A 388-nucleotide genomic window follows, 5' to 3' on the forward strand; every position below is an offset into this window, starting at 1 on the left:
GGCCAGGTCGCCCGCCACCTCGAAAGTGATCGGCACGAACTCCATGCCACGCATCTCGCCGACATTGGCGGCAAAGCCCGCCGGCCAGCCGCCGGCCTGGCCACCGAAGATCATCTGCAGGGCTTCGCGTTGCCGCTCGTTCGCCCTTTCGTCGAGATACATGCCCATCACGGCACTTGCCTCGCCAGCCCAGAGATTGCCTTCAAACTCGCCGAGCGCCACCAGTGTCAGGCCGTCGAGCTTGACGTCGCCATACTGACCCTCGCGCACATGCCAGGCGAGCACACCTTGGCAATGATTGCCGGTGGGCCGCTGTGCGAACTCGCAGGGGCAAGGGATATCGCAGCTGCAGATGTCGAACCAGTCGCCTGCGAGCCGCCATTGAGGT

The 388-nt window shown here is 64.7% G+C and carries 1 protein-coding gene; it reads right to left on the reverse strand.

Annotation, left to right across the window (positions count from 1 at the left end; all coding sequences use genetic code 11):
- The coding region (locus tag EN807_RS33010; protein ID WP_135937976.1) for a DUF1326 domain-containing protein at positions 1 to 388 on the reverse strand (388 nt) is incomplete at both ends.

Source organism: Mesorhizobium sp. M5C.F.Ca.ET.164.01.1.1 (genome assembly GCF_004792125.1).
Lineage (GTDB): Bacteria > Pseudomonadota > Alphaproteobacteria > Rhizobiales > Rhizobiaceae > Mesorhizobium > Mesorhizobium wenxiniae.